The sequence below is a fragment of the uncultured Dokdonia sp. genome (genome assembly GCF_937910895.1).
Lineage (GTDB): Bacteria > Bacteroidota > Bacteroidia > Flavobacteriales > Flavobacteriaceae > Dokdonia.
The window spans coordinates 1-5,096 of the sequence record NZ_CALEMI010000023.1 but is presented as its reverse complement, the minus strand read 5'-3'; the positions used below and the strand labels follow the sequence as shown (position 1 = coordinate 5,096).

Below are 5,096 nucleotides of genomic sequence, written 5' to 3'. Positions count from 1 at the left end.
TGAGTGCCAGATTTCAATGAAAGTAATCTATAGTCTATTTTATTCCAATTACCCTCTCTAGAGAAACTATATTCAATAAAACTATCTCCTACAGACCATAAAATTCCTGTATGCTCATCAAAATAAATATGCTCAATTGATTGAGACTTTATTCCCTGAGCTTGAGTAATTGGTTTTGCAAATTCCTGTGAAAATTTATTTAATCTTAGAATTCCTGCATCTTCTGTACCAAAATAAAAATATGAATAATCTTCTGATATAGAATTAATCGCACCTACCCCACCATACTGCTCCCAACTAAAAATATTAAACCTATTGTCAATTTGACTAAATAAAGGTCCAATCAATAAAACAAAAACTAATAGATTGAAAATATTACGACTTTTTGTTTTTGAATTTGCTTTTGTTGAAGCTATTACGCTTATATCCTTTTCTGACTTTTGATACATGTCCGTTATCTAAATATATGACCACATTTGCAAATTGTTTCACAAAATAATCATTTGTGGAAGATAAAATGATTGTAGTCCCTAGAATATTGTTCATTTTCATCAATTTCTTTCGAAGAATCATTTCATTTTTCGGATCAAGATGCAGAGCATAATCATCAATAATAAGAACTCTAGGATCTTTTTCTACCCCTACAACAATTTTCAACCAATGCTTTTCACCATCCGATAACTTACCTATAGGTGTTTTCCATAAATGCTCAAGACTGAAGTGTTTAAAGTGGCGTGTTTGAATCTGTTTTATTTTACTAGAAAACATACTTTTTAAGAATTGTTCAACAGTAGAACTCTCTTTAAGCATATCTACATGAATATATTGAATCTCTTTATGCTTTTTAATGCCTCCGAAGAAACCAGATTTGAACTTAGCTCCTTGGTAAAGAACATCGCCATTTGATTCTTTTTGAAGTCCTGAAAGAACTTTAAGTAAGGAAGATTTTCCAGATCCAAAATTACCACATACGCCATAAATTAATCCGTTGTGAAACTTTAGAGTGTTAATCTCTAGTGCTTTTTTCGATCCAAATTTTAATTTTAGACCACTAATATCATAAATTTGTTTTAATTCCATCTTTTTCTCCTTGAAAAGACAGAAAAACTATTCTATAAATCTTCTAAATATTTTTCTGCATCTATTGCGGCCATGCAACCAGAGCCTGCTGCTGTAATTGCTTGCCTATAATGATCGTCTTGCACGTCACCGCAGGCAAATACTCCAGCTACATTAGTCAAAGTTGATCCTGGATTAGTAACTATATATCCTTGATCGTTTAAATTGATAATACCTTTAAACTGATCAGTATTTGGCTTATGGCCAATTCCATAGAATATACCGTCACACTCAAAATTTCTTTCTTTTCCGTCAATAGTGTCTTTTAGTAGAATACTAGAAACTCCATCTTTTTGAGAACCAAGAATATCAGATACAACTGCATTCTTAATAATTTCAATTTTTGGATTATCCAGAACTCTATCAATCATAATCTTGGATGCACGAAACTCATCTCTTCGATGAACAAGAGTTACCTTGCTAGCAAACTTTGTTAAAAAACTTGCTTCTTCCATAGCAGAATCGCCTCCACCCACTACTACAATTTCTTTGTCTTTGAAAAAATAACCATCACATGTTGCACAAGTACTTACCCCGTATCCCATTAGCTCTTTTTCTGCATCGAGTCCTAACATTCTTGCTGATGCACCAGTAGAAATTATTACTGATTCAGCAAGATACTCCTCCTCAAGAACATAAACTTTAAATGGAGAGCTGGAAAAATCAACTTTTGAAACGTGCTTATAAAAACACTCGGCTCCAAATTTTTGAGCTTGCTTTCGGAAAAGATCCATCATGTCTGGACCTAAAATACCGTCAGGAAATCCTGGATAATTTTCTACATCTGTAGTAATTGTCAATTGCCCTCCAGGCTGATTCCCTTCAAACACAATTGGACTTAAATTAGCACGAGCAGCATAGATTGCAGCTGTTAATCCAGCTGGACCAGAACCGATAATGATAGTTTTATGAATAGTTTTATCTGTCACTTAAATTAATTGTTTAATATTAACTTTTTTTTATGATTTGGTTAATACTATCAACTAATGCCTGCTCAGACTGAAGACCAACCTCTTGCTTTACAATTTCACCATTATAAAAAAACAAGAGAGTTGGAATACTGCGAATACCGTATTTTACGGGCACTTCTTTGACTTCATCGACATTTACCTTACCTACAAGTACGTTATCGCTAAATTCATCAGAAATTTTATCTAAAATGGGTGCTATAGCTTTACATGGACCGCACCATTCAGCCCAAAAGTCTACAATTACGAGCTTTTCTGCTTTAATTACAAGCTCATCAAAGTTTTGATCTGTTATTTTGATAATTTTATCAGACATAAGTTTTCCAAATCATATTAATAATTACCTTGGAATTTATAAGAATAATTGAATTTGAGTAACAAAAAAATAAGTTAAATGATTTCTCAGATGAGGATTAGCCTGAAATTTTTAAAAATCTTCTTTTACCAATCTTCACAATAAGCTCACCACACCCTTTACTTACAACATAACCTATATCAGAACATACTTCTCCGTCAATTTTGATAGCATTCTGACCTATTAAACGCTTACCTTCTGCCTTACTAGCAATTAATTTTTCTGACAATAATATATCTAGAATATTAGAGTCAATCTTAACTTGGAAAATAGGCATATCATCTGGGATAGATTTTTTAACAAATATTTGGTCAAATGCTTGTTCAGCTTCTAATGCTGTTTCTTTGTCATAGTAGCGCTCAACCAAATCTTTGGCTAAATCTCTTTTGATGTCTCTAGGATTTATAGAGGAATCTTTCAGTTGCTCTTCAATGGATAAAACTTTTTCTTTTTCTGCAAATACGGCTAGTTTATAATATTTTGTAATCATAGAATCATTAATAGACATTAGTTTGCCATACATATCTTGAGCTGAATCGTCTAAAGCAATATAATTATCATAAGATTTAGACATCTTTTCTATCCCATCCGTTCCCTCAAGAAGAGGTAACGTAATGATAGATTGAGGTTCTTGATCGTATTCTCGCTGTAAATCTCTACCAACTAATAAATTAAATTTTTGATCTGTACCACCGAGTTCTACATCGGATTTTATTTCAACAGAATCCATCGCTTGCGCTAATGGGTACAAAAACTCATGCATTGAAATAGGTATCTCAGATTCAAAACGTTTTGTGAAATCATCTCTTTCAATCATGCGAGCAACTGTGTACTTACTACTCATATTTATTACATCAGAGAAGTTCATTTTATTTAGCCAAGTGCTGTTAAATAAGACTTTAAGGGTTTTTACATCAAGTATGACCTTAGATTGTTCAATATATGATTCAGCATTAGCTTTTGCTTCTTCTAAAGTAAGTTGTGGACGTGTCTTATTGCGCTCAGAAGGATCTCCGATCATTGCTGTAAAATCGCCGATTACTAGTATAGCCTGATGTCCTAGATCTTGAAAATCTCTGAGTTTTTGGAGAACAACACTATGTCCTATATGTAAGTCAGGTCTACTGGGATCACAACCAAGTTTCACGACGAGAGGCTTATTGTTTTTAATGGAAGATTCGAGCTTATGTCTAAGATCTTGAAGCGGAATTACCTCTTCTGTCCCTTTAGAGATAATTTCTAATTGATCATCTACTGGTAAAAATCCCATTATTTTTTACTCATTTCTCGTCGAGCTTCTCTATCTAAATCTTTCATTTTTAAAGCGTCTTTTTTCTGATATGTTTTCTTGCCTTTTGCTGTAGCAAATTCAATTTTCGCTATCCCTCCTTTAAAATAAGCCTTTAAGGGGACAATAGTTAATCCTTTTTGAGCAGCAACATTCTTAATTCTAATCATCTCTTTTTTGTGTAGTAATAATTCACGATTTCTCGTCGGGGCATGACCTGAAAAACCAGTATGAGAATATGAACTAATATGAGCTCCAATTAACCAAACTTTTCCGTCTTTAATTGAAACGAAACTATCTTTTAAATTTAATTTCTTTTCTCTTAAGCTTTTAACCTCACTACCGAGGAGAATCATTCCAGCTTCATAAGTATCAATGATCGTATAACTATAAAAAGCTTTTCTATTTTTACTGATAATCTCTATATTTTCGCTCATAAAAAAAGTTGTATTATTTTAATATTATTTTGTTAAATTTAAATATTGTTACATATACAAAGTTTTCAACATTGTGTGTATAATAATTGTGTGTTAAGTTTTTTTGTAACATATTAATACCAAAACTTAAAGAGAAAATATAATTATGAGTAGTATTTATAAACGAAAAAGAAATGGGAAAAATGATGGATATGTAATGTATTCGATTTATGCGTACGATCCTTTAAAAAATAAAAAAAGGTATTTTAATATAACTTTAGGAAAAATCGGCCCTGCCCTAACCTGGGATGATTGCTTAAAACAAAAAAAAGAGCTTGATCGTGTTTTTGATATCAAAAAAGGCGGTAAACAAGAAATGCAGCTAAATAAGGCTATTACAACCTATCTAAAACATAAAATGATACACTTTAATATAAAACCACCTAAAAACAGCTCAATAAAGCTTCAAAACTACCACCTAGACAAGTTTAAAGAGATAATTGTTAAAAGGTATGGCTCAGGTATCATGATGAAGCATATAGACGATCATATACTCAAATGGTATTATGAAATAAGAGAGGAAAAATTAAAGACTAGCTCTTTTATAGTTCATAAGAGAATAATAAATGGTTTTTTAGGTTGGACTAAAGACTGAGCGAGTGACGCGATTCGAACGCGCGACCCCAACCTTGGCAAGGTTGTGCTCTACCAGCTGAGCTACACTCGCATGTGTGGTTCATAATAAAACAAAATTATGGTTTTTCAAAAGAAAAATCTGCGCTATCTGCTATCTTCTCAATAAACGCTGCTACACTCCTATCGTCTGGAATCGTAGGAGAAAGAGGAACGCTAAAAAATATACTACGATCTCCATACTTAGCCAAAGATTGTCCTAATTCAAATGCTTCTTTTTGATACTTTGTAACTAGGCTAAGCACATTAGGATCGTT

General features: G+C 32.5%; 8 protein-coding genes and 1 tRNA gene. 1 reads left to right on the top strand and 8 read right to left on the bottom strand.

The genetic code is table 11. The annotated features are described in order from the left end of the window. From Q0505_RS02500 to smpB, 6 genes are all read right to left on the bottom strand, one after another. Window positions 1–347: hypothetical protein (locus Q0505_RS02500; RefSeq protein ID WP_299208436.1), on the bottom strand; the 347-nt coding region annotated here is incomplete at its 3' end. A gap of 28 nt (window positions 348–375) precedes the next feature. After that, complete coding sequence (locus Q0505_RS02495; RefSeq protein WP_022839992.1) at window positions 376–1,080, bottom strand: ATP-binding cassette domain-containing protein; 705 nt, start codon at window positions 1,078–1,080, stop codon at window positions 376–378. 32 nt (window positions 1,081–1,112) lie between these two features. Continuing rightward, window positions 1,113–2,048, bottom strand: coding sequence for a thioredoxin-disulfide reductase (gene trxB, locus Q0505_RS02490; RefSeq protein ID WP_022839991.1), 936 nt, complete (start codon window positions 2,046–2,048; stop codon window positions 1,113–1,115). Window positions 2,049–2,067: 19 nt separating this feature from the next. After that, window positions 2,068–2,403 carry a thioredoxin gene (gene trxA / locus Q0505_RS02485; RefSeq protein ID WP_022839990.1) on the bottom strand — a complete coding sequence of 112 codons (336 nt, stop codon included), beginning with the start codon at window positions 2,401–2,403 and terminating at the stop codon, window positions 2,068–2,070. Window positions 2,404–2,500: 97 nt separating this feature from the next. Then, on the bottom strand, window positions 2,501–3,712 hold the full coding sequence (gene tyrS, locus Q0505_RS02480; protein ID WP_022839422.1) for a tyrosine--tRNA ligase: 1,212 nt from the start codon (window positions 3,710–3,712) through the stop codon (window positions 2,501–2,503). Further along, window positions 3,712–4,167, bottom strand: coding sequence for an SsrA-binding protein SmpB (smpB, locus tag Q0505_RS02475; RefSeq protein ID WP_022839421.1), 456 nt, complete (start codon window positions 4,165–4,167; stop codon window positions 3,712–3,714). The genes tyrS and smpB overlap by 1 nt, the downstream gene beginning before the upstream one ends. A 145-nt stretch (window positions 4,168–4,312) precedes the next feature. Here smpB and Q0505_RS02470 point away from each other — a divergent pair, with 145 nt between their 5' ends. After that, on the top strand, window positions 4,313–4,801 hold the full coding sequence (locus Q0505_RS02470) for a hypothetical protein (RefSeq protein WP_299208418.1): 489 nt from the start codon (window positions 4,313–4,315) through the stop codon (window positions 4,799–4,801). Here Q0505_RS02470 and Q0505_RS02465 read toward each other — a convergent pair. Together Q0505_RS02465 and Q0505_RS02460 are read right to left on the bottom strand one after the other, a co-directional pair. Further along, a tRNA-Gly gene (locus Q0505_RS02465) sits at window positions 4,801–4,873 on the bottom strand. The genes Q0505_RS02470 and Q0505_RS02465 overlap by 1 nt on opposite strands. Window positions 4,874–4,898: 25 nt before the next feature. Continuing rightward, window positions 4,899–5,096, bottom strand: a 198-nt coding sequence (locus Q0505_RS02460) for a hypothetical protein (RefSeq protein ID WP_299208416.1), incomplete at its 5' end; no start/stop codon positions are given.